At 66.7% G+C, this 21,035-nt stretch carries 18 protein-coding genes; 6 read left to right on the top strand and 12 right to left on the bottom strand.

Going from position 1 to position 21,035, the window contains the following annotated elements; all coding sequences use genetic code 11:
* Positions 1 to 9 precede the first annotated feature (9 nt).
* Together FSZ13_RS15335 and FSZ13_RS15330 are read right to left on the bottom strand one after the other, a co-directional pair.
* Positions 10 to 585, bottom strand: coding sequence for a hypothetical protein (locus FSZ13_RS15335; RefSeq protein ID WP_145481222.1), 576 nt, complete (start codon positions 583 to 585; stop codon positions 10 to 12).
* An 82-nt stretch (positions 586 to 667) separates the two neighbouring features.
* The gene (locus tag FSZ13_RS15330) at positions 668 to 1,405 is read right to left on the bottom strand and encodes an SURF1 family protein (RefSeq protein WP_145481221.1); all 738 of its coding nucleotides are present in this window, start codon (positions 1,403 to 1,405) and stop codon (positions 668 to 670) included.
* 57 nt (positions 1,406 to 1,462) lie between these two features.
* Between FSZ13_RS15330 and FSZ13_RS15325 the strand changes: the two genes are divergently transcribed.
* Entirely contained in the window at positions 1,463 to 1,681 is a 219-nt protein-coding gene (locus FSZ13_RS15325; protein ID WP_145481220.1) for a twin transmembrane helix small protein, read from the top strand.
* Positions 1,682 to 1,690: 9 nt separating this feature from the next.
* On the opposite strand, the gene FSZ13_RS15320 is transcribed toward FSZ13_RS15325, so the two are convergent.
* The 5 genes from FSZ13_RS15320 to FSZ13_RS15300 form a co-directional block, all read right to left on the bottom strand.
* Entirely contained in the window at positions 1,691 to 2,569 is an 879-nt protein-coding gene (locus FSZ13_RS15320; RefSeq protein ID WP_145481219.1) for a cytochrome c oxidase subunit 3, read from the bottom strand.
* Positions 2,570 to 2,589: 20 nt separating this feature from the next.
* A complete protein-coding gene (locus FSZ13_RS15315; protein WP_145481218.1) occupies positions 2,590 to 3,180 on the bottom strand; it encodes a cytochrome c oxidase assembly protein in 591 nt (196 codons plus the stop codon).
* Between the two features lie 132 nt (positions 3,181 to 3,312).
* Positions 3,313 to 4,923, bottom strand: a complete 1,611-nt coding sequence (gene ctaD / locus FSZ13_RS15310; RefSeq protein ID WP_145481217.1) for a cytochrome c oxidase subunit I — start codon at positions 4,921 to 4,923, stop codon at positions 3,313 to 3,315.
* Between the two features lie 67 nt (positions 4,924 to 4,990).
* Positions 4,991 to 5,938 carry a cytochrome c oxidase subunit II gene (gene coxB, locus FSZ13_RS15305; RefSeq protein ID WP_145481216.1) on the bottom strand — a complete coding sequence of 316 codons (948 nt, stop codon included), beginning with the start codon at positions 5,936 to 5,938 and terminating at the stop codon, positions 4,991 to 4,993.
* An 11-nt stretch (positions 5,939 to 5,949) separates the two neighbouring features.
* Positions 5,950 to 6,426 carry a DUF2244 domain-containing protein gene (locus FSZ13_RS15300; protein ID WP_145481215.1) on the bottom strand — a complete coding sequence of 159 codons (477 nt, stop codon included), beginning with the start codon at positions 6,424 to 6,426 and terminating at the stop codon, positions 5,950 to 5,952.
* A gap of 275 nt (positions 6,427 to 6,701) precedes the next feature.
* Here FSZ13_RS15300 and putA point away from each other — a divergent pair, with 275 nt between their 5' ends.
* Positions 6,702 to 9,926: a bifunctional proline dehydrogenase/L-glutamate gamma-semialdehyde dehydrogenase PutA gene (gene putA, locus FSZ13_RS15295; protein ID WP_145481214.1), complete on the top strand. Its 3,225-nt coding sequence runs from the start codon at positions 6,702 to 6,704 to the stop codon at positions 9,924 to 9,926.
* A gap of 104 nt (positions 9,927 to 10,030) precedes the next feature.
* Here the strand turns inward: putA and FSZ13_RS15290 are convergent, their stop codons facing one another.
* The gene (locus tag FSZ13_RS15290; protein ID WP_145481213.1) at positions 10,031 to 10,675 is read right to left on the bottom strand and encodes a hypothetical protein; all 645 of its coding nucleotides are present in this window, start codon (positions 10,673 to 10,675) and stop codon (positions 10,031 to 10,033) included.
* Positions 10,676 to 10,778: 103 nt separating this feature from the next.
* On the opposite strand from FSZ13_RS15290, the gene FSZ13_RS15285 reads away from it, so the two are divergent.
* Entirely contained in the window at positions 10,779 to 11,510 is a 732-nt protein-coding gene (locus FSZ13_RS15285; protein WP_145481212.1) for a ThuA domain-containing protein, read from the top strand.
* Between the two features lie 181 nt (positions 11,511 to 11,691).
* Here FSZ13_RS15285 and FSZ13_RS15280 read toward each other — a convergent pair whose 3' ends face one another.
* Positions 11,692 to 13,035, bottom strand: a complete 1,344-nt coding sequence (locus FSZ13_RS15280; RefSeq protein ID WP_145481211.1) for an outer membrane protein transport protein — start codon at positions 13,033 to 13,035, stop codon at positions 11,692 to 11,694.
* 229 nt (positions 13,036 to 13,264) lie between these two features.
* On the opposite strand from FSZ13_RS15280, the gene FSZ13_RS15275 reads away from it, so the two are divergent.
* Positions 13,265 to 13,957, top strand: a complete 693-nt coding sequence (locus FSZ13_RS15275) for a rhomboid family intramembrane serine protease (RefSeq protein ID WP_145481210.1) — start codon at positions 13,265 to 13,267, stop codon at positions 13,955 to 13,957.
* Positions 13,958 to 14,004: 47 nt separating this feature from the next.
* On the opposite strand, the gene FSZ13_RS15270 is transcribed toward FSZ13_RS15275, so the two are convergent.
* Together FSZ13_RS15270 and FSZ13_RS15265 are read right to left on the bottom strand one after the other, a co-directional pair.
* Positions 14,005 to 15,477, bottom strand: a complete 1,473-nt coding sequence (locus FSZ13_RS15270) for a S41 family peptidase (protein ID WP_145481209.1) — start codon at positions 15,475 to 15,477, stop codon at positions 14,005 to 14,007.
* A 134-nt stretch (positions 15,478 to 15,611) separates the two neighbouring features.
* Positions 15,612 to 16,862, bottom strand: coding sequence for a murein hydrolase activator EnvC family protein (locus tag FSZ13_RS15265; RefSeq protein ID WP_260844204.1), 1,251 nt, complete (start codon positions 16,860 to 16,862; stop codon positions 15,612 to 15,614).
* Between the two features lie 167 nt (positions 16,863 to 17,029).
* On the opposite strand from FSZ13_RS15265, the gene FSZ13_RS15260 reads away from it, so the two are divergent.
* Together FSZ13_RS15260 and FSZ13_RS15255 are read left to right on the top strand one after the other, a co-directional pair.
* On the top strand, positions 17,030 to 17,692 hold the full coding sequence (locus FSZ13_RS15260) for a hypothetical protein (protein ID WP_145481207.1): 663 nt from the start codon (positions 17,030 to 17,032) through the stop codon (positions 17,690 to 17,692).
* A 52-nt stretch (positions 17,693 to 17,744) separates the two neighbouring features.
* Positions 17,745 to 19,475: a M28 family metallopeptidase gene (locus FSZ13_RS15255; RefSeq protein ID WP_145481206.1), complete on the top strand. Its 1,731-nt coding sequence runs from the start codon at positions 17,745 to 17,747 to the stop codon at positions 19,473 to 19,475.
* A gap of 60 nt (positions 19,476 to 19,535) precedes the next feature.
* On the opposite strand, the gene FSZ13_RS15250 is transcribed toward FSZ13_RS15255, so the two are convergent.
* Positions 19,536 to 19,958 carry an REP-associated tyrosine transposase gene (locus tag FSZ13_RS15250; RefSeq protein ID WP_429000025.1) on the bottom strand — a complete coding sequence of 141 codons (423 nt, stop codon included), beginning with the start codon at positions 19,956 to 19,958 and terminating at the stop codon, positions 19,536 to 19,538.
* Positions 19,959 to 21,035 lie beyond the last annotated feature (1,077 nt).

Here is a 21,035-nt window from a genome sequence, read left to right as displayed (position 1 = left end):
AAACGGAACTCACTTCAGTTTCAACAGCGTGGCCATGTCCTTGCGCAGACCGGCCAATTCGAATCCCGGCGCATATCGCATGATCACGAACCCATTCGGATCGATCACATACACGGGCGTGCCGGCGGCGTCATCCACGGCGGGCAGGGCGGCGCGCAGGCTCGGCTGGGGGGCCAGCACGCGCAGGGCGGGAAGGCCCTGTGCCTCGGCCGGCGGCGTACCCAGCCACAGGATCTCGACATTATCCGCCCTATGGCCGAACAGCTGCCACACCTTGCCCAATCCCTGCGACAAAGTGACGCACTCGGCGGCGCAGTTTGGCGCGGGCGCCACCAGGATGCGCCAGACGTGCGCATCGGGATTCCACGGGTAGGCATCGCCGCTGGCCAGGGTGGGCGGCAGCGCGCGCGCGTCCACCGGCGGTTGCAGCATCTGCCCGGTATTGCGGTGGGCGGCCGGCTGCCAGCCGGAGAAGCGCAGTACGCCGGCCAACGCCATCGCGCCGAAGAACAGGCCGAACAGCGCGACCAGGGTCCAGCGGCCACGGTTGCGGGCCTTCAGCTGTTCCGGGGTGATGGCATTCATGCGTGGGATTTTCTCATGGTTGGGTGGGGCGTGCCGGCGGCGCGGACGGTTTGGGCCTGCGTGGGCCGGCCAACGGCCGGCGCTACCGGTGGGGAGGGTCGCGCGCGGGATGGCGGCGGGAGCGCCATTCGAGGACGAGGGCGACGATCAGCACGGTCAGGGCCAGGCCGAACCACTGCACCGCGTAACCCAGGTGACGGCTGGGCGGCAGGGTGTTGGGCAGCAGGTCCAGGTCGCGCGCATGGCCGCCGGGCAGTGCCGGGTCCAGGCGCAGCACCGGGATGCGCAGGCTGCGCGCGGGCAGCTTCAGCGCGGCGGCCACCTCGTCGGGCGGAATGCGGTTGGCCAGCCATACATCAGGCCGTGCTGCAGGGGTCAATGCCGGACCAAGCGCGATGCCGGTGGCCGGGGGCGGTGCGAGCAGGCCGGCAATGCGCGCGGCCCCCTCACGCGGGGTGATCGGGGGCAGCTGGCGGTCGGCAGGCATCGGCAGCCAGCCGAGGTCGACCAGCACGTGGGCGCCGGCGGCGCTGCGGAAGGGCTGGTAGACCTTGATCCCGGCGCGCCCTGCGCGGATCTGGTTGTCGAGCAGCACGGTGCCGGACAGGAACCGGCCCTCGTCCTCCACCCAGCGCAGCTGCGGCGGCGCGGCCTGCGCGTCGGCCAGGGTCAGCGACTGCGCCCGAGCAGGCAGCTGCTGGTCCAGCAGGGCCTGTTTCTCGTGCATGCGCTGCAGCTGCCAGCGGCCCAGCTGGGAGAACGCCACGATCACCAGCACGGCAGCCACCCAGCCGATCAGGCGCGTGTGCTGGCGCATCATGACAACGCCGTCGAAACGCGGTCAGATAGGCGTACCCGCCCTGCCCTTGAGCCGCGCATGAATGATTCGTTGAAGACCCTGCTGGTAATCGCGTTTCTGATCGTCATCGTCTGGAATCTGGGCGCCGGGCTGTACTACCTGCTGGTCGACCGCGGTCAGACCAAGCGCACCGTCAATGCGCTCACCCGCCGCATCGCGGTCTCGGTGGCGCTGATCGTGCTGGTGGCCATCGGCATCTACGGCGGCTGGATCAAGCCGCATGGCATCGGCGGGTGACGCCGGCGGCTACAGCACGTAGACGAACAGGAACAGCATCAGCCAGACCACGTCGACGAAGTGCCAGTACCACGCCGCCGCTTCGAAGCCGAAGTGGTTGTCGCGGGTGAAGTGGCCCTTCGCCGCGCGCAGCCACATCACCATCAGCATGATCGTACCCAGCAGCACATGCGCGCCGTGGAAGCCGGTGAGCATGAAGAACGTGGACCCGTAGATGCCCGAGCCCAGGGTGAGGTTCAGTTCCTTGTAGGCGTGGATGTACTCCTCGGCCTGCAGGGTGAGGAAGAAGATGCCGAGCAGCACGGTGATGCCCAGCCACACCAGCAGCTGGCGCCGGTGGCCGGCCTTGAGCGCGTGGTGGGCGATGGTCAGGGTGACGCCGGAGGTCAGCAGGATCAGGGTGTTGATCAGCGGCAGGCCCCAGGCCGGAATGGTCTGGAAGTGGCCACCGATGGCGCCGGGACCGTTGGTCGGCCAGGCGGCCGAGTAGCCATCCCACAGCAGTTCATTGGTCATCACACCGTCGCCGGCGCCGCCCAGCCAAGCCAGGCCCAGGGTGCGGGTGTAGAACAGCGCGCCGAAGAAGGCACCGAAGAACATCACCTCCGAGAAGATGAACCACACCATGCCCATGCGGAACGAACCGTCGACCTGGCGGTTGTAATGGCCCGCCTGCGATTCGCGCACGACGTCGCTGAACCACCAGAACAGGGTCAGCACCAGCATCGCGAGGCCGGCGTAGAAGGTCCACTTGCCCCACCCGGCGTCGTTGAGCCAGCTGGCCACGCCCACCATGGTGACCATCATCGCGATGGAACCGACGAAGGGCCACTTGCTGTGGGTGGGCACGAAGTACACGTTGGCGTCGGGGCTGTGCTGTGCGGCCATGGTCGGTATCCAGGTACGTATCAGGGTGCCGAGCGCGCGGTGGCCGGCGGAGCTGCCGTGGCCAGCTGCGCCGACAGCGCGTCGTTCTTGTAGAACGTGTAGGACAGGGTGATGGTCTTGATGTTGGCCGGCAGGTCGGGGTCGACGATGAAACGCACCGGCATGTCGCGTTTCTCGCCGGCCACCAGGGTCTGCGCGGTAAAGCAGAAGCATTCGGTCTTGCTGAAGTAGCCCGAGGCCTTGGCCGGTGCCACCGACGGCACCGCGCTGCCCACCAGCGGGCGGTCGCTGTCGTTGCGCGCGTAGTACAGCGCCTCGTTGAGCTCGCCGGGCACCACGTCCATGCTCAACTGCTCGGGATGGAACGCCCACGGCAGTTTCGAATTGACCCCGCCGTCGAATTCCACCCGCACGGTGCGCCGGGCGGCCGCCGGGGCGCCGCTCGCGTCGGCGCCCGGCCCGCGCTCCAGGCGCACGCCGAACACCTTTTCGCAGGCGATCCGGTACAGCGGCACCAGCGAGAAGGTCAGCACGAACACCGCCACCGCCACCCCGATCAGGCGCGGAAGCCCGGCATGCGGCGCGGGCGTGGCGGGGCGCGGTGCGCTCATCTGCCCAGCACCCCGCTCAGGATGAAGCCCACATAGACCAGCACGGCCACCGCGCCCACCCACAGCGCGGTGCGGCGGGCGCGTTTACGGCGCTGGATGAAGTCTGGGTCGGTCATGTCCTGCATGCGCGCCTCAATGGGTGATGTCGTCGTGGGCCAGGTCGCCCGGGCGGATGGTCGGCGGCACGGTGAAGGTATGCGCCGGGGCCGGTGACGGCACCGTCCACTCCAGCCCACGTGCGCCCTCCCACGAACGATCGGCCGCCTTTTCGCCGTTGCGCAGCGACGCGATCAGGATCGCGGCCATCATGAACGGGGTGACGAACATGCCGAACGCACCGATCGAGCTGATCAGGTTCCAGTCGGCGAAGGCCACGCTGTAATCGGGAATGCGCCGCGGCATGCCGGCCAGGCCCAGGAAGTGCTGCGGGAAGAACAGCAGGTTCACGAACACGATCGACCACCAGAAGTGCACCTTGGCCCAGAACTCGCTGTACATCCGCCCGGTCCACTTCGGCCACCAGTAGTACACCGCGGCGATCAGCGCGAACACCGCGCCGGTGACCAGCACGTAATGGAAGTGCGCGACCACGAAGTAGGTGTCGTGGTACTGGAAGTCGGCCACCACGATGGCCAGCATCAGGCCGGAGAAACCGCCGATGGTGAACAGGATGACGAAGGCCACCGCCCACAGCATCGGCGCTTCGAAGGTGAGCGAACCGCGCCACATGGTGCTCACCCAGTTGAACACCTTCACCCCGGTCGGGATGGAGATCAGCATGGTGGCGAACATGAAGTAGATTTCGCCGCCCAGCGGCATGCCCACGGTGAACATGTGGTGGGCCCAGACGATGAACGACAGGAACGCGATGGCGGCGATGGCGTAGACCATGGCCTGGTAGCCGAACAGCGGCTTGCGGCTGAAGGTGGGGATGATCTCGCTGACCACGCCGAAGGCCGGCAGGATCATGATGTACACCTCCGGGTGGCCGAAGAACCAGAAGATGTGCTGGAACATCACCGGGTCGCCGCCGCCGGCGGCGTTGAAGAAGCTGGTGCCGAAGAACTTGTCGGTGAGCAGCATGGTCACCGCACCGGCCAGCACCGGCATCACCGCGATCAGCAGGAACGCGGTGATCAGCCAGGACCAGCAGAAGATCGGCATCTTCAGCAGGTCGATGCCCGGGGCGCGCATGTTGAGCACGGTGGCGATGATGTTGATCGCGCCCATGATCGAACTGATGCCGGCCACGTGGATCGCGAACACGGTGAACGCCACGTTGTAGCCCCCCTGCAGCGACAGCGGCGGGTACAGCGTCCAGCCACCGGCCGGGGCGCCGCCGGGCAGCGCGAAGGTGAGCAGCAGCAGGCTGAAGGCCACCGGCAGCAGCCAGAACGACCAGTTGTTCATGCGCGGCAGCGCCATGTCCGGCGCGCCCACCTGCAGCGGGATCATCCAGTTGGCCAGGCCGACGAAGGCCGGCATCACGCCGCCGAAAATCATCACCAGCGCATGCACAGTGGTGAGCTGGTTGAAGGTTTCCGGCTTCACGAACTGCAGACCGGGCTGCATCAGTTCGGCGCGGATGATCACGCTCATCGCCGCACCGATGATGAACATGATGAAGCTGAAGAGCAGATACAGCGTGCCGATGTCCTTGTGGTTGGTCGAGAAGAACCAACGCTCGAAGAACGACTGTTGATGCCCGTGATGCCCGTCGTGATCAACTGCGGTATGCGCCATCGCAACTACACCTCATTGGTTCCGCTGGTAGCCACGCGCACCGTGCGGCGCGCGCGGTTCGATGATGTCAGGCGTTGCCCGGCGCCGCGTCCGGCGCGGGCGCCGGTGCTGCCGGTGCCGCCGGTGCGGCAGCAGGCGCTGCCTCCGGGGTGGCTTCGGGCGCGGCCGGTGCCGGCGCCGGATCGGCCGCCTTCGGGCGCTTTTCCGCCAGCCACTTCTGGAAGTCGTCCTTGGACACCGCCTCGACCACGATCGGCATGAAGCCGTGGTCCTTGCCGCACAGCTCGGCGCACTGGCCGCGGTAGACGCCGACCTGCTCGATGTTGGTCCAGGCCTCGTTGATGAAGCCGGGAATGGCGTCCTGTTTCCAGCCGAGCGCAGGCACCCACCACGCATGGATCACGTCGTCGGAGGTGATCACGAAGCGCACCTTGGTGTCGACCGGCAACACCAGGCGGTTGTCCACGTCGAGCAGGTAGTGCGGGTGGGTTTCGCGGTCGGGCACCTTGCCGCTCTGCCGGACCCGGTCCGATTCACGGTCCAGGCGGCTGGTGAAGCTGACGTCCTCACCCAGGTATTCGTATTTCCACATCCACTGGTAGCCGGTGACCTTGACGGTCATTTCGGCATCGCGGGTGTCGTAGAACTTGATCAGGTTGGCGGTGGCCGGCCAGGCCATCACCACCAGGATCAGCACCGGAATGACCGTCCAGATCACCTCGGCCTTGGTGTTGTGGCTGAAGGTGGCGGCGACCGCGCCCTTGGATTTGCGGAACTTGAAGATGGCATAGAACATCGCGCCGAACACCAGCACGCCGATGACCGTACACACCCACAGCGAGAACATGTTGGATTCCCAGGCCAGGCGCGAGCTCTGGGTGACCCCCTTGCCCATGTTCAGCTGCCACGGAACCGGGTCGGCCGCCTGGGCCCACGCCAGTGCCGGCGCCATCAGCGCTGCCCCGTACCCCACTGCCTTTGCGAACTGCGTGCCCCACTTTCTGCGTTGCTTCATTGCCTAGACCCTTAGCGTCGTCGGTTGCAGCCATCGCTGGCCACGAGCAAGCCTTCTAGTGTCTCTGCCAGTGCCTGGCGTTCGGCTGGTGCGAGGAAACTCCCCACTTCCACCTGCCTACCGCTGGACGCAAGCCGGACCCTCGTTTCGTCGGCGAGCAGGCGCACCCAATGCGGATGTGCGCTGAACACCGGCGATTGACCGGGTGCGGGGATCACCTCCACGCACGCCGGCACTACCCGGATTTCTTCCTGCCGTTCACCCCTGCGCCACAACGCGCGCAGTGCCGCTGCCAGCAACAGGCTGTACAGCAGCGCAAACAAGGGGGCGAACACGTTGCCGGTGAACCAGCCCAGGGCGGCCACCAGCCACATCACCCCCGCCAACACAGCAAACAACAGGACGAACTGCCGGGCATCGAGCGCCCGTGGGGGACGCAGCCGCAGTTGCGTTCCTGATCCGTCCGGAGCTGTCAGCACCTCGATCATGTCGCAACCGCGTTTTCCTGCCGCGGGAAACGTCTCGATGGTAGCCCTGCTGTCGCGCGAGCCGCAAGGGTGCATTCACAATTTCAGAGATGGTGCAACACAGCATAAGCATCGGCGGCCGATTTGACGAAAACGGCACACTTTTTGACAGCCCTGCCTGATCCGCCGAATCCCCTTGTATGAAAGGCTATGAACGTCATCGGCAGTGCCTTCCCGATTGTTTCCAGAGATGAAAAAGCGATTAAAATGGTCAAGTTCTCCATGAGCCAACCGGCATGACCGCATCTTCCGCGCTTCCCCCTGCCCCGGCCCCGTCCGGCGCCTCCCGCCCGCCGCTGCTCTCACCCGAGCTGCCGGTCGTTCCCAATGCGTTCCGCCAGGCGATCACCGATGCCTGGATGAAGGACGAGGCCAGCCACGTGCGCGAGCTGCTGGCGCAGGCACGCCTGCCGGCCGACGAACAGGCCGCGGTGCAGGCCACCGCCGCCGACCTGGTGGCACGCGTGCGGGTGCGCGCCAAGGACCAGGGCGCGATCGAAGCCTTCATGCGCCAGTACGACCTCGGCAGCGAAGAAGGCGTGCTGCTGATGTGCGTGGCCGAAGCGCTGCTGCGCATTCCCGACCAGGACACCGCCGACAAGCTGATCCGCGACAAGCTCGGCGAAGCGGACTGGAAGAAGCACCTGGGCGGCAGTGACTCGGTACTGGTCAACGCCTCGACCTGGGGCCTGATGCTCACCGGCCACATCGTGCAGATCAACGATGCCACCCGTTCCGACGTGCCCGGTGCGTTCGCACGCCTGATGGGCCGCGTGGGCGAGCCGGTGATCCGCCTGGCCGTGCGCCAGGCGATGAAGATCATGGGCCATCAGTTCGTCATGGGTCGCACCATCGACGAAGCGCTGTCGCGCTCGCACAAGGGCGACAATGCCAGCTACCGCTATTCGTTCGACATGCTCGGCGAAGGCGCGCTGACCATGAAGGACGCCAAGCGTTATCTGGAAGACTACCGCCGCGCGATCCACTCCATCGGCGGCGACCACAAGGCCCGTGGCGGCCGTCCGGACGGCGACGTCAACGCGGCACCGGGCATCTCGATCAAGCTGTCGGCGCTGTATCCGCGCTATGAACACGCCAAGCGCGCGCGGGTGATGGCCGACCTGGTGCCCGGCGTACTGGAGCTGGCGCAGCTGGCCAAGTCTTACGGCATCGGCTGCACGGTGGATGCCGAGGAAACCGACCGCCTGGAACTGTCGCTGGACATCATCGAGAAGGTGGTGAGCGATGCTTCACTGGCCGGCTGGGAAGGCTTCGGCGTGGTGGTGCAGGCGTACCAGAAGCGCACCCCGTACACGATCGATTACCTGGCCGACCTGGCCCGCCGCATCGGTCGCCGCCTGCAGGTGCGCCTGGTCAAGGGCGCCTACTGGGACGCGGAGATCAAGCGCGCGCAGATCGACGGCCTGCCGGCCTACCCGGTGTTCACCCGCAAGCAGAACACCGACGTGTCCTACCTGGCCTGCACCAAGCGCCTGTTCTCGCACGCCGACGCGCTGTACCCGATGTTCGCCACGCACAACGCGCACACCATCGCGGCGGTGAAGGCGATCGCCAAGGGCGGCCAATACGAGCACCAGAAGCTGCACGGCATGGGCGATGACCTGTATGCCGAAGTGGTGCCGGCCAACCGCCTGAACGTGCCGTGCCGCGTGTACGCGCCGGTGGGTTCGCACGAAGACCTGCTGCCGTACCTGGTGCGACGCCTGCTCGAGAACGGCGCCAACTCCAGCTTCGTCAACCGCATCACCGACGAAGACGTGGCCATCGACGACCTGATCCGCGATCCGGTTGAAGCGGTTGCTTCGTTCGATTCCATTCCACACCCGAAAATCCCGCTGCCGGTCGACCTGCTGCGCAGCCAGAACCACGACAGGAAGAACTCCATGGGCGTCAATCTCGCCAACGACAACGATCTGCGCGCCCTGGCCGAGCAGCTCAACGCGGCGATCAAGCCGTGGCAGGCCGCCCCGCTGGTGCCGGGTGCGCAGCCGACCGGCGCGCTGGTCAACGTGATCAACCCGGCCGACACCCGCCAGGTGATCGGGCAGTGGCAGCCGGCCGACAGCGCCACCGTGGAAAAGGCGCTGGCCAATGCCGTGGCCGCGCAGCCGCAGTGGAACCGCACCCCGGCCGCCAGCCGCGCGGCGATCCTGGAGCATGCGGCCGACCAGCTGGAAGCACGCATGCCGGAGTTCATGGCGCTGTGCGTGAAGGAAGCCGGCAAGAGCCTGCCGGACGGGATCGCCGAAGTGCGCGAAGCGGTGGACTTCCTGCGCTACTACGCCAAGCAGGCGCGCGAGCAGTTCGGCCACGCTGAGAAGCTGCCCAGCCCGACCGGCGAATCCAACGAGCTGCAGCTGCATGGCCGTGGCGTGTTCGTGTGCATCAGCCCGTGGAACTTCCCGCTGGCGATCTTCCTGGGCCAGGTTGCCGCTGCGCTGGCCGCAGGCAACAGCGTGATCGCCAAGCCGGCCGAACAGACCAACCTGATCGGCTACTACGCGGTGAAGCTGCTGCTGGATGCCGGCATTCCCGACGGCGTGGTGCAGTTCCTGCCGGGCGATGGCGCCACCGTCGGCGCGGCGCTCACCGCCGACCCGCGCGTGGCCGGCGTGGCCTTCACCGGTTCGACCGACACCGCGCGCGCGATCAACCGTGCGATGGCCGCACGCGACGCCGCCATCGGCGTGCTGATCGCTGAAACCGGCGGCCAGAATGCCTTCATCGCCGACTCCTCGGCGCTGCCGGAACAGCTGGTCAAGGATGCCATCGGTTCGGCGTTCACTTCGGCCGGCCAGCGCTGCTCGGCCGCACGCGTGCTGTTCGTGCAGGACGATATCGCCGACAAGGTGATGACCATGCTGGCCGGTGCGATGGCCGAACTGAAGATCGGTGACCCGGGCCTGCTGTCCACCGACGTCGGCCCGGTGATCGACGCCGATGCACTGCAGATCCTGCAGGAACATGCGCTGCGCATGGAAAAGGAAGCGCGCCTGATCGCTGCGGCCGAGCTCAGCGAAGCCGCCGCGCATGGCACCTTCTTCGCGCCGCGCGCGTACGAACTGAAGAACCTGGACCAGCTGCACAAGGAAATCTTCGGGCCGGTGCTGCACGTGATCCGTTGGAAGGGCGACCAGCTCGATGCGGTGATCGACCAGATCAACGCCACCGGCTACGGCCTCACCCTGGGCGTGCATTCGCGCATCGATGAAACCGTAGAGCGCATTTCCTCGCGCATCAACGTGGGCAATGTGTACGTCAACCGCAACCAGATCGGTGCGGTGGTGGGCGTGCAGCCGTTCGGCGGCCAGGGCCTGTCGGGTACCGGTCCGAAGGCCGGTGGTCCGCACTACCTGCTGCGTTTTGCCACCGAAAAGACCGTGACCGTGAACACCACGGCCGCCGGTGGCAATGCCTCGCTGCTGACCCTGGGCGATTGATTCCGGCAGCGGGGCAGAGCCCCGCTCTACCGCGCTCTGATTGTCGTCGTATCAATGAAAAACCCCGCTGAAAAGCGGGGTTTTTCGTGTCTGCCGCAGTCGCTTCAGTCGGCGTGGATCGCTTCGATCTCATCACGCATCAGCAGCTCTTCGCCCATGTAGCGCTCGAACTTGATGCGGCCGAAACCGGCCGCGTACCAGGCTTCGATGCGGTTGTCTTCGAAGGTTGCGGTGACGTGGCAGCTGTCCTTGAAGGTGCGCGGTGCATTGTCGACCTCGGCCTGCACGTCTTCGAAGCCGACGAAGGTGTAGTCGGTGAAGCCGTCGTAGTCGATCGGGGTGACCGTTTCCTCGACGTGGTGGGTGCGCTCACCCTGGCCGCTGAGCTGGAAGCGCTCGCCCGGCTTCGCGCGCTCCGGGAAGGTCGGCGCGGGCTTGAAGGTGTCGGTCATCACCGGCTGGGCGGCGTCGCCACCCCATGCGGAAATGCCATAGCGCTCTTCGCCCAGCAGCTGCCGGCCGCTGGCATCGTAATAGCTGGCCATGCCGACGCCACCACCCGCGCTGTGCACCTTGATGGCGTCCTGGCCGTTGAAGGTGGCCTGCTCGATGGTCAGCGTCTCATCGCCGTTGGACCAGCGCAGGCCGGGCGTGAGGGTGAAGCAGGCGGCGAAATCGGCGGCGAAGGCCGGTGCGGCCAGCGCGGACAGGCCGAGGGCCAGGGTGGTACGGAGTAGAACGGGCGACATGTGGTGTCCTTGTCATGGATCGTGGAGCGGTCCCTGCGCCGCGTGCCGGACGGTCCGGGTCGGCGCGGACCGGGATTGTACGTGGCTGTGGCATGATCCAGCCATGCGCCCGATTGTCCTGCCGATCCTGCTGGCGATGTGCCTGTCCACCGTTCCGGCCGCCGTTGCAGCGGCCTCGGAGCGCGTGCTGGTGTTCACCCATACCGCCAAGTTCCGCCACGACTCGATCCCGACGGCGGTGAGCACGTTGCGCCTGCTGGCCGAGCGCGAGCGGTTGACGGTGGACCAGAGCGAGAACCCGGCCGATTTCAACGACGCCAACCTCGCCCGCTACCGGGTGGTGGTGTTCGCCAACACTACCGGCGATGTACTCGACGCGACGCAGCAGCAGGCGATGCAGGCCTTCATCCGCGGCGGCGGTGGTTTCATGGGCGTGCATTCGGCGGCGGATACCGAGTACGAGTGGCCGTGGTATGGGCAGCTGGTCGGCGCCTACTTCAAGAACCACCCCGAGGGCCTGCAGTTCAGCCGGGTGCAGCCGGAGCGGGACGGCAAGGCGCACGGCAACGCGTGGCCGGTGCGCGACGAGCTGTACAACTACCGCAGCAATCCGCGTCCTGCCGTGCAGGTGATCGCCACGGTGGACGAACGCCTGTACCAGGGCGGCACGATGGGCGCCGACCATCCCATCGCGTGGTGCCACGCCTTCGATGGCGGCCGCAGCTGGTACACCGGCCTGGGGCATGACGCGGCGCTGTACCGCAACCGCGACTTCCAGGCACAGCTGCGCCAGGGCCTGTTGTACGCCGCAGGACGCTCACCCGCGTGCGGGTAGAGCCGACTGTCAGTCGGCTGCCGTTCGCATGAAGCCGTAGACCGCGCGTAGAGCAGCCGACTAACAGTCGGCGCTACCGGTGCGGTTTCGCATCCGGTTTCGCATCCGGTTGCTGACCCACAACGCAGAAGGCCCCGCTTGCGCGGGGCCTTCCGGTGTTACGCGGCGCGAACGCCGTGGATCAGAACTTGTAGTTGAACGAGGCCGCCAGCACGTCGCCGCGGACCTTGTACTTGCCGTTCAGCGAGTTGCCCTGGTTGTTCGTGGTGGCCGGAACGATGACGTTCGGGTCGCTGGTGAACAGGTGGGTGTAACCGAAGTTGTATTCGGTGTTCGCCGACGGAGTCCAGCCCACGCCCAGCGACAGCCACTTGCGGCTGGTGTCCGGCACGCGGACGTCGCGGTGTGCGTCGGTGGTCGGGGTCTGGTCGTATGCCACGCCGCCACGCAGGGTGACGGTGTCGCTCAGCTTGAAGTCGGTACCGAGCGAGACGAAGGTCGTGTCGCGGTAGCCGAATTCCAGCACCGAGTCCGGCTGCGCCGACGCGTAGTCGATGGTGACCTGGTCGAACGCGGTCGACCAGGCAGTGCAGGTGACGTCACCCATCACGGTCCAGCGGTCGTTGACGTTGTGGGTGATGCTCATCGTAGCCGACGCCGGCAGGGTCACGGTGGCCTTGCCCGAGGTGGTCACGAAGCGACCCGGCTGGGCAACCGCCAGTACGGCAGCCGCATTGCCCGGCACGTCGAAGGTGGCGTCGCCGCCGGTGATCTTGTGCTCGACCTTGGAGCGGTAGCTGAAGCCGATGTGGGTGTTCTCGTCCGGGCTGAACAGACCGCCGACGGTCCAGCCCACGGCGTTGTTGTCGCCTTCGACGGTCAGCTTGCCATCGGCGCTGCCCGGGGCGAAGCCCGGCACGCGGGACTGGGCCAGCGCGGTACCGAAGTCGATGTTGTTGCTCAGTTCGATGGTCAGGTGCTCAACGAACACCGACGCGCCGAAGGACACGTACGGGTTGACGTCGTACGAGGCGGCAAAGCCCAGGTCGATCGCCTTCAGGTCGGTCTTCAGGCCGCTGTAGCGACCCACCCAGCCATTGTCGTAATCGGTCTTGAAGCCGAACGGGGCGGTCAGCGAGACGCCGAAGTGGGCCTGTTCGCCGATCGGCATGTGGAAGTACGCGGCCGGAACCGGGGCGATCATGCCGGCGTCGCCGCCGTCACCGCCGGTCTGCGGCTGGCCGGTCGGCTTGCGGCCGGTGCCTTCGTATTCGGCCTTGAAGCTGATGGCGCTCAGGTCGCCCTGGATCTGCATGCCTTCCAGCTGGCGCATGCCGGCCGGGTTGACGGCCATGATCGAGGCATCGCCCTGGGCGGAGCCCGAACCGGCGAAGGCGCGGCCGAGGCCCTTGGCGCTGTTTTCCTTCAGCTGGAAGGCGGCGGCGTTGACGTGGCCAACGGCCAGCACGCCGGCGATGCCGACAGCCAGGGCGGTGACGCGGGCGAGGGTGGAAGCGGTATGCATCGTGTGTTCTCTCCGGAAATGCGTGTGGTTTTGTCTACGCGCGCCTGCGCTGCTTCCGGTCCCGAAAGACTGGAAACAACGCGCCGGAGTCCCCTCCCGACATACGACGCCGTATGCGAGTATACCCAGACCGGTTAATGAAACAATAACGCGATCAGCCGCTTTGGCTATTCAGGCTGAACCCGCGATTACTCCCTCCAGCCGCCGCCCACGGTAGGCTAGCGCCCACATGTTCGTCTCGCTCCCTTCGCGCAAGAAATCCGCCGTCCGCTGGGCCACGCCCCTGCTGTTCGCGACGTTGTGGGCGGCGTTCCTGTGGTCGATCTCCCGACCCGGCGACGCCCGCCGCAGCCTGTGGATGGACTGGGGCGCGCTGTCGACCGGGCTGACCCGGCCACTGGACTGGTGGGCCACCTTCGAAGACGGCAGCGTGCTGCGCCTGTTCACCGCGCTGTTCCTGCACGCGGACTGGTCGCACCTGCTGGGCAACCTGGTCTTCCTGCTCATCTTCGGCTTTCCTGCCGAGCGCGTGCTGGGGCCGTGGCGGCTGATGCTGCTGTTCCTGGTCGGTGGGGCGATCTCCAACCTCACTGCGATCTACACCATGGGCAGCCCGGACCAGATCATCATCGGTGCCAGTGGCGCGGTGTCGGCGCTGATCGGTGCCTACCTCGCCCTGTTCCCCGGTGCACGGCTGGGCGTGGTGATTCCGCTGGGGCTGTTCCTGGAATTCGTGCGCGCCCCGGCCTACCTGTTGATCGGGGTGTGGGCCGGGCTGCAGGTGGTTTTCGCCTACATCGGCCCCAGCTTCGGCATGGTGGCCTGGTGGGCGCACATCGCCGGGTTCGTGTTCGGGCTGGGGTATGGGGTGTACGTGCGCGCGGCCATTGCCCGGCGCCTGCGGAAGCGGCACGGGTTCTGAGGCGCGGCGCGGTGGCGCCGGCGCACGACCAACGGTCGTGCGCTACCTCAGGGTTTGGGTTCCGGTTTGGGTTCCGGTTTGGGTTCCGGTTTGGGTTCCGGTTCCGATTTGGCTTCGGGTTTGGCTTCGGGCTTGGCTTCGGGTTTGGGTTCCGGCTTTTGTTCGGGCTTCTGCGTGGGCCGGCCAACGGCCGGCGCTACGGGTTTCTGCTTTGCTGCTACTGAGCCGGGCTGTTTCAGTTCGGCCAGCGCGTCCTTGATCGGGCCGTCGCCGGGCAGCACGTCGCCGGCCTGGTAGCCTTCGACCTCTTCGTCGTCGCCGCGCAGGTGCCCCGGCAGGGTCGCTTCGCTGTAGTCGCTCAGGCTGGCGGGCAGCTCGTCCTGTTCGCCCGGCTTCTTCTCCGGCAGCAGCACCACGTCCGGCACGATGCCAGTGGCCTGGATCGATTTGCCACTGGGGGTGTAGTAGCGCGCAGTGGTCAGCTTGACCGAGTCGCCGTTGTCCAGCGGCAGCACGGTCTGCACCGAGCCCTTGCCGAAGGTACGGCTGCCGACCACGCGGGCACGTCCGTTGTCGCGCAGCGCACCGGCCAGCACTTCAGAGGCGCTGGCCGAGCCGGCGTCGGTCAACACCACCACCGGTGCGCCCTTGAGCAGGTCGCCCGGGGTGGCGTCGAAGCGCGCGTCGCTGATCGAGATGCGGCCAAGGGTGCTGACGATGTTGCCCTTGTCGAGCAGGTCGTCGGCGACCTGTACAGCGGCGGTCAGCAGGCCGCCCGGATTGCTGCGCAGGTCGAGCACCAACCCCTTGAGCGTGCCGCCGGCCTGCTGCTGCAGCTGCGCCACGTGCTTCTGGAAATCGGCACCGGTGTCGGCCTGGAAGGTGCTCAGGCGGATGTAGCCATAGCCTGGCTCGAGCATGCGGCTGCGCACGCTGGTGACGCGGATGGTTTCGCGGGTGATCGGCACGTCGAACGGCTTGGGCTTGCCCTCGCGCACGATGGTCAGCACGACCTTGCTGCCGGCCTTGCCACGCAGGGGTTCGGTGGCCTCGATGGCGCTGATCGGCTTGCCATCGATGGCGATGATCAGGTCGCCCGCGAGGATGCCGGCCTTGGCTGCCGGGGTGTCGTCGATCGGGGAGATCACCTTGAGGCTGCTGTTGTCGGGCTGCTGCTGCAGCTCCACGCCGATGCCTTCATAAGCGCCTTCGGCCTGCTCGTCGAAAGCCTCGGCATCTTCCTTGTCGAAGTAGGTGCTGTGCGGATCCAGGTCCAGCAACAGCCCTCGGATCGCCGACTGCATCAGCTTCTTGTCGTCCACCGGCTCCACGTACGCGGCGCGCACCGCGTTGTACACACCCACGTAGCGGCGGATTTCCTCCAGCGGCACGCGCGAGGTGACTGCTTCTTCCGCGGAGGCGGCATCGCCAGCGCGTTCCGGAACCGGGGCGGTCTGCTGTGCCCATGACAGCGCCGGCACCAGGGCCAGCAGCAGGGTGGCGGAACGGGCTACGCGCATGAAGCACTCCAGGGTGAGCGGGGGACGGGAACAGGCGCACCAGCGATGCGCCGCCCGATTATGCGCGAAGGCACGGTAAATTCCCGTTGAACAACCCACCCGTAGAGCCACGCCCTGCGTGGCTGCACGTATACCTACCGGCGCTGCAACCACGACGACGGATCCACCGGCTGTCCGTTACGCCGCAATTCAAAGTACAGCGCCGTAACTCCCTGCCCGCCCGAGTTACCCACCTTCGCCACGGCATCGCCCTTCTTCACCGTGCCACCGGCATCGCGCAGCAGGGTGTCGTTGTGGGCGTAGAGACTCATGTAGCCGTTGCCGTGGTCCACGATCAGGATCATGCCGTAGCCCGTCATCCAGTCGGAAAACACCACGGTGCCGTCGGCCACGGCGGTCACCGTGCTGCCGGCTGCGGCGCCGATCAGGACGCCGCTGCTGGTGCGCCCGTCCGGCAGCTTGCCGCCGTAACGCGCCAACAGGTTGCCCGACAACGGCCAGCCCAGCCCGCCGACCTTCGGGGCCGGCGCCGAGGCCACCGCGGGCGGCGTCTTGCCCGGGCGTGGCGGTGGGCGGGTGCCGCTGGCCGCGGCAGCGCGGTCGGCTTTTTCCGCCGCAGCCTTCTCGGCCGCGGCCCGGCGTGCGGCGGCGCGCCGTTCGGCTTCGGCGCGGGCGGCGGCGGCACGCAGGTTGGCAAGCAGGGTTTCCAGTGCCTTGGCATCCTGGCCCAGCGCCTTTTCGCGTTCGCTGCGGTCCTTGTAGCGCTCGTCCAGGCTGGCCACGGTGGCGGCGCGGGTTCGACGGTCGTCGGCCAAGGTAGCGGCCTGCTGCTTCTGCTGCTGGCGGGTGCCTTCGAGTGCCTGCCGGCGCTCCACGATCTGGGCTTCCACCGTCTCCAGTTCGGTCAGGTCGGCGGTGAGTGCGCCGATCCGGCGCGCGCGCTCGCGCTGCAGGTAGCGATGGTAGGCCAGGGTGCGGTTGGCATCGGCCACCCGGTCCTGGGAAAGCAGCAGCTTCAACGGTGCGTTGTTGCCGATCCGGTACGCCGCACGCAGCAGCGAGGCCAGTTCTTCCCGCTGCGCCTGCAGCCCGGCCTGCAGTTGGCTGCGACGCTGCTGCAGTTCCTGCAATGCGCGGGTTTCGCGCTGCAGGGCGGTTTCGGTCTGGGCCAGCACGCGGCTGGTGCGCGCGACCTTTTCGTCGGCTTCGCGCAACTGGCGCGACGCCTGCCCACGCTGGCCCTCGAGGGTACGACGCTCCTGGGCCACGCCCTTCAATTCGGTGCGCAGCTTCTGCAGCTTGCGTTCGGCCTCCTTCGGATTCTGCGCGGCCACCGGTGCGGTGACTGCCAGCGCCGTCACTGCCAGCGCCAACAGTGCGGCCATCCAGCGCGGGCCACGGCCCGATCCGGCGGACGATTTGTTATGTCGACGTGAGGAGGAAGCGTTGTGGCGCAAGGGCTTTCCAGTGACTTCAGGCAGATGCGGATTGCAACGCTGCATGGTGACATTCCTGCAGGCGGCCTGCCAGCCGCATACCGGACGACGCACCCATGAAATCCCTCTCGCTCCCGCTGCTCCTGATCCTGACCCTGTCCTCTGGGTCGGCCTGGGCCGTGGATGACATCAGCAAGGTCAACGGCGCCATTTCCGCCGAGGCCGGTCGCGCCTATGGCGATCTCGAGACGGTCAATGGCGGCATCACGGTGGGTGCCGGTGCCACCGCGCGCAGCATCCAGACCGTCAATGGCGCCATCACCGTCCATGACGGCGCCAGCACCGGCAGCGTGTCCACGGTCAACGGCAAGATCGCCCTGGGGCTGCGGGTGATGGCTGAAGGCAACATTGAAACCGTCAACGGCCACATCTTCGTGGACCGCGGCAGCCAGATCGATGGCGGAGTGGAAAACGTGAACGGCAGCATCGGCCTGGTCGAGACCCGGGTCAGCAACAGCATAGAGACAGTCAACGGTGACATCACCGTGGGCGTCGGCTCACAGGTTGGCGGCGGCATCCACGTCGAAAGGCCGAGCTTCGGGATTTCGTTGAGTGCGCCGCGCAAGCCGCGGATCATCATCGGTCCGAACGCGTCGGTCGCTGGCGAGCTGCGCTTCGAGCGCGAGGTGGTGCTGTACGTGCACCGTACCGCGTCGATCGGGCCGGTGATGGGTGCCGAGGTTGTGCCCTTCGACACCGACACCGCGCCGCGCAATTGATACCCTTTTCACCGGTGCCCGCGCACCGGCCCTTTGTCTCCAGGAATCGATGATGTCCCGCAAACTTCTGTTGTGCCTGGCCGCCACTGCCGCATTGACCGCGTGCAAGGGTGAGACCGATGCCCCGGCCGCTGCGCCGGTGGCCGACACCGCACCGGCTGCCGCCGGCCACGCGTTCTCCGCCGACATCAATGCCGCCGACTTCGGCGAGCTGGTCAAGACGCTGTCGTCGGACGAGTTCGAAGGCCGCGCCCCGGGCAGCACCGGCGAAGAGCGCACGGTGAACTACATCCGCGACCAGATGCAGCGCATCGGGCTGCAGCCCGGCAACGGCGACAGCTGGTTCCAGGAGGTGGCGATGACCGAAACCACCGCCGACGAGAGCACGGTGCTGAAGCTGGACCAGGCCGGCAAGCAGCGCGACCTGAAGTTCGGGACCGACATGGTGATCGGTACCCGCAGCGGCCAGCAGGAAGTGAAGATCGACGGCAGCGAGCTGGTGTTCGTCGGTTACGGCGTAGACGCGCCGGAACAGAAGTGGAACGACTACGCCGGCCAGGACTGGAAGGGCAAGACGGTCGTGATGTTCGTCAACGACCCGGGTTTCCATGCCAATGACGACAAGCTGTTCGACGGCAAGCGCATGACCTATTACGGGCGCTGGACCTACAAGTTCGAGGAAGCGGCGCGCAAGGGCGCGGCGGCGGCGCTGATCGTGCATGACACCGCCGGCGCATCCTATGGCTGGGACGTGGTGAAGAACTCCTGGGCCGGCCCGCAGTACGACCTGCCGGCCAAGGACGATCCGGAACGGCGCCTGCCGGCCCAGGGCTGGCTGAGCGCCGATGCGGCGCGCCAGCTGTTCGCCGACGCCGGCCTGGACCTGGACCAGGCTTACAAGGACGCCAACAAGCGCGGCTTCAAGCCGGTGCCGCTGAAGGCGAAGATCTCGCTGGACCTCAAGAGCACCATCGCCGAAAAGAAGTCGCGCAACGTGGTCGGTGTACTGCCGGGCACCAAGCATGCCGACGAGGCGGTGCTGTACATGGCGCACTGGGACCACCTGGGCAAGCACGAGGGTGAGCAGGGCGACAACATCTACAACGGCGCGATCGACAATGCGACCGGTGTGGCCGGCATCCTGGAGATTGCTGACGTGATGGCGCATGAGCAGCCGGCTCCGGAGCGGTCGGTGGTGTTCCTGGCGGTGACGCTGGAAGAGTCTGGCCTGCTGGGCTCGAAGTACTACGTGAGCCACCCCACCTTCCCGCTGGACAAGATTGCCGGGGTGATCAACATCGATGCGATGTCGGTGGCCGGTCGCGCCAAGGACATGACCGTTACCGGCTTCGGCAGTTCGGAGCTGGAGGACATCCTCAAGCCGCTGGCGGCGGAGCAGAACCGCACGCTGCATGGCGAGACCTCGGTGCAGAGCGGCTTCTACTTCCGTTCGGACCACTTCAACTTCGCCAAGGCCGGCGTTCCGGCCCTGTATGCCGACGGCGGCGAAGACCTGCTGGACGGCGGCGTGGACGCGGGCCGCAAGGCTGCGGAAGCCTATGGCCGCGACCGTTACCACGGGCCGAAGGACGAGTACGACCAGAGCACCTGGAAGCTGGACGGCACCGTGGAAGACCTGCAGCTGCTGCACGGCGTCGGCAAGGCGATCGCGGTAGGTGGCCAGTGGCCGAACTGGTACGAGGGCAACCCGTTCAAGGCGGCCCGCGACGAGATGATGAAGGGCAAGACCGACGCGGCAGCGCCGAAGCCTGCGGCGAAGTAAGCCTGGTTTACAGGATGGGTTTGGAGGAAGCGGCGCCCATCGGGCGCCGCTTTTTTTTCGTCATTCCGACGCCGAGGGCCAGCGGGTCCAGCAGTAGCGGTACTCGCCGACCTTGCTGGCGAGTCCGGATCGGACCGGGTTCTCCATCAGGTAGTTCGCCTGGGTGAGCAGCGATTCGTCGGAGCGGATGCAGTGATCGTAAAAGCCGCGTTGCCATAGGGCGCCCTGACTGCCGCGGTGCAGGTTCACTGCGCGCGAGGAGCGGGATTTGAAGGCCTGCACGCACCGGCTGATGTTGCCGTTGCCCAGTTGCATGAGCCAGTGAACGTGGTCGGGCATGACCACCCAGGCGAGCGTACGAGAGCGGTGTTCGCGGTCGGAGCAGCGTAGCGCCTCGACCACGCATTCAACGCTGGCATCGTCGACGAACACGGATTCGCGGCCGGCGACGACGGTGGTGAGCATGTAGTACGCCCCTTGCATGGAGCGGCGGCCGATAAGAAGACGTGGGCTGGACATGGCCACAGGGTGGTCCTTCGCAGGGACCTGTTGTATCCGGGAAGTCTCAAGCGCCCTGTCAGACGATGCCCGTAGGGTCGCATTCCAATCGACCGCCGGGGTGGTGATTACCCCATTGGGGCATGACCAGGAACGCAGGCTTGCCGTTTTCGGGGTGGGTTCATGCGTCACCGTGCTGATCACCGTTATCGGCGGTCGTTTGGGAACCGACCCTACCGCGTGCTTGGCACGGATCCGGCCGGTCGTCGCCTGTGAGTTTGATGCCGGTAGGGTCGCATCCCAATCGACCGCCGGGGTGGTGATTACCCCATTGGGGCATGACCACGAACGTAGCGAGACGTTTTCGGGGTGGGTTCATGCGTCACCGTGCCGATCACCGTTATCGGCGGTCGTTTGGGAACCGACCCTACCGCGTGCTTGGCACGGATCCGGTCGGTCGGCGCCTGTGCGTTCGATGCCGGTAGGGTCGCATTCCAATCGACCGCCGGGGTGGTGATTACCCCATTGGGGCATGACCACGAACGTAGCGAGACGTTTTCGGGGTGGGTTCATGCGTCACCGTGCCGATCACCGTTATCGGCGGTCGTTTGGGAACCGACCCTACCGCGTGCTTGGCACGGATCCGGTCGGTCGGCGCCTGTGCGTTCGGTGCCGGTAGGGTCGCATTCCGATCGACGATGTGCATGGATGCACGAGTGGTGCGGCCGCAGGATGCGGATGAGCACCACCGCCGGGGGGTGATTACCCCATTGGGGCATGACCACAAACGCAGCGAGACGTTTCCGACGTGGGTCCATGCGTCACCGTGCCGATGACCGTTATCGGCGGTCGTTTGGGAACCGACCCTACCGCGTGCCCGGCACGGATCCGGCTGTGCCCGGAACGGATCCGGCTGTGCCCGGCACGGATCCGACTGTGCCCGGAACGGATCCGGGCGGTAGGTGCCGACCGTTGGTCGGCACGCCTGCGCCGGGCGGCGCAAAGAAAAAACCCCGCTGCGTGAGCAGCGGGGTTTTTGGGTGTAAACCCTGGCGATGACCT

Origin of the sequence: Stenotrophomonas rhizophila (assembly GCF_007667275.1) — a bacterium.
Classification (GTDB): Bacteria; Pseudomonadota; Gammaproteobacteria; order Xanthomonadales; family Xanthomonadaceae; genus Stenotrophomonas; species Stenotrophomonas maltophilia_AE.
Note: the sequence above shows the minus strand (reverse complement) of the source record. Positions and strands in the feature narration are given on the sequence as shown.

What these genes read in the sequence shown, in the direction of transcription:
- FSZ13_RS15300 (WP_145481215.1), bottom strand. Translation starts at nt 6,426, where the DNA reads ATGATCGAGGTGCTGACAGCTCCGGACGGATCAGGAACGCAACTGCGG.
- FSZ13_RS15265 (WP_260844204.1), bottom strand. Translation starts at nt 16,862, where the DNA reads ATGGCCGCACTGTTGGCGCTGGCAGTGACGGCGCTGGCAGTCACCGCA.
- putA (WP_145481214.1), top strand. Translation starts at nt 6,702, where the DNA reads ATGACCGCATCTTCCGCGCTTCCCCCTGCCCCGGCCCCGTCCGGCGCC.
- FSZ13_RS15255 (WP_145481206.1), top strand. Translation starts at nt 17,745, where the DNA reads ATGTCCCGCAAACTTCTGTTGTGCCTGGCCGCCACTGCCGCATTGACC.
- FSZ13_RS15320 (WP_145481219.1), bottom strand. Translation starts at nt 2,569, where the DNA reads ATGGCCGCACAGCACAGCCCCGACGCCAACGTGTACTTCGTGCCCACC.
- FSZ13_RS15325 (WP_145481220.1), top strand. Translation starts at nt 1,463, where the DNA reads ATGAATGATTCGTTGAAGACCCTGCTGGTAATCGCGTTTCTGATCGTC.
- FSZ13_RS15280 (WP_145481211.1), bottom strand. Translation starts at nt 13,035, where the DNA reads ATGCATACCGCTTCCACCCTCGCCCGCGTCACCGCCCTGGCTGTCGGC.
- FSZ13_RS15315 (WP_145481218.1), bottom strand. Translation starts at nt 3,180, where the DNA reads ATGAGCGCACCGCGCCCCGCCACGCCCGCGCCGCATGCCGGGCTTCCG.
- FSZ13_RS15290 (WP_145481213.1), bottom strand. Translation starts at nt 10,675, where the DNA reads ATGTCGCCCGTTCTACTCCGTACCACCCTGGCCCTCGGCCTGTCCGCG.
- coxB (WP_145481216.1), bottom strand. Translation starts at nt 5,938, where the DNA reads ATGAAGCAACGCAGAAAGTGGGGCACGCAGTTCGCAAAGGCAGTGGGG.
- FSZ13_RS15270 (WP_145481209.1), bottom strand. Translation starts at nt 15,477, where the DNA reads ATGCGCGTAGCCCGTTCCGCCACCCTGCTGCTGGCCCTGGTGCCGGCG.
- ctaD (WP_145481217.1), bottom strand. Translation starts at nt 4,923, where the DNA reads ATGGCGCATACCGCAGTTGATCACGACGGGCATCACGGGCATCAACAG.
- FSZ13_RS15330 (WP_145481221.1), bottom strand. Translation starts at nt 1,405, where the DNA reads ATGATGCGCCAGCACACGCGCCTGATCGGCTGGGTGGCTGCCGTGCTG.
- FSZ13_RS15260 (WP_145481207.1), top strand. Translation starts at nt 17,030, where the DNA reads ATGAAATCCCTCTCGCTCCCGCTGCTCCTGATCCTGACCCTGTCCTCT.
- FSZ13_RS15335 (WP_145481222.1), bottom strand. Translation starts at nt 585, where the DNA reads ATGAATGCCATCACCCCGGAACAGCTGAAGGCCCGCAACCGTGGCCGC.
- FSZ13_RS15275 (WP_145481210.1), top strand. Translation starts at nt 13,265, where the DNA reads ATGTTCGTCTCGCTCCCTTCGCGCAAGAAATCCGCCGTCCGCTGGGCC.
- FSZ13_RS15285 (WP_145481212.1), top strand. Translation starts at nt 10,779, where the DNA reads ATGCGCCCGATTGTCCTGCCGATCCTGCTGGCGATGTGCCTGTCCACC.
- FSZ13_RS15250 (WP_429000025.1), bottom strand. Translation starts at nt 19,958, where the DNA reads ATGCAAGGGGCGTACTACATGCTCACCACCGTCGTCGCCGGCCGCGAA.